This window comes from Bacillus massilinigeriensis, assembly GCF_900111815.1.
Classification (GTDB): domain Bacteria; phylum Bacillota; class Bacilli; order Bacillales; family Cytobacillaceae; genus Mesobacillus_C; species Mesobacillus_C mediterraneensis.
On record NZ_LT630024.1, the window covers coordinates 1 to 1,112 of the forward strand.

Annotated in this window: 1 pseudogene; it reads left to right on the plus strand. The window is 40.1% G+C overall.

Annotated elements, in window-relative coordinates:
- Positions 1-59: 59 nt before the first annotated feature.
- Positions 60-1,112, plus strand: a pseudogene (locus BQ5796_RS17770) (IS1182 family transposase); the annotation flags it as partial.

Sequence of the window (1,112 nt, forward strand, 5' to 3'; positions counted from 1 at the left end):
CATTCACCGCGTTAATTTGATATAATATTATTAATATGACACTTAGGATGGTGGATGCGATGTTCAAACCGAAAAGGGAATTACAAGGAGAAGCAGAATTTGTTTTAATTGAGGATTTGGTTCCCCAGGATCACTTTTTAAGAAAGGTGGACCAGTACATAGACTTTTCTTTTATCGGGGAGAAATTGCGTCCTTATTATTCCGAGAGTACCGGGCGTCCTTCGGATCCACTAGTTCTATTTAAAATGATGTTTATTGGTTATTTTTATGGCATCCGTTCGGAACGCCGATTAGAACGGGAAGTGCAAACAAATGTAGCCTATCGATGGTTTCTTGGCTTGAAGCTCAATGATCCTGTGCCGGACCACTCGACCATCAGTTGGAATAGAAGAACCCGTTTTAAAGATACGAATATCTTTCAAGAAATTTTTGATGAGATTGTCCTGTTAGCCATGAATCATAAAATGGTTGGTGGAAGAGTTCTGTTTACTGACTCTACTCACCTTAAAGCGAATGCCAATAAGCACAAGTTTACACGGGAAGAAGTCGAAGTGGAGACTCGGGAATACATAGAAGAACTCAATAGAGCTGTGGAAGAGGATAGATTCCAACACGGAAAAAAGCACTAAAAGAAAGAGAGGAGGTGACAGAGACCAAACAAATTCGAAAAAGCACAACCGATCCAGATTGTGGCTTCATGTCCAGGGAAAATAAGCAGGAGATGTTCTGTTATCTTGATCATCGAACAACCGATATGAAGTTCAATATCATTACTGATGCTTATGTTACTCCGGGAAATGTCCATGACTCTGTCCCTTATCTTTCTAGGCTTGACCGTCAGATGGATCGTTTTGGATTTAAGGTAGAAGCAGTGGCACTCGACTCAGGATATTTAACAAATCCAATTTGTAAAGGACTTCATGACCGTAAGGTTTTTGGAGTGATCGCCCATCGTAGATACCAGCCGACAAAAGGACTTTTTCCTAAATGGAAGTTTACCTATCATAAAGAGAAAGATGTTTACATTTGTCCAAATGGACAGGAGTTAGTTTATCGTACAACGACAAGAGAAGGTTACCGTGAATATAAGTCAGATCCAAAGAGATGTTCCG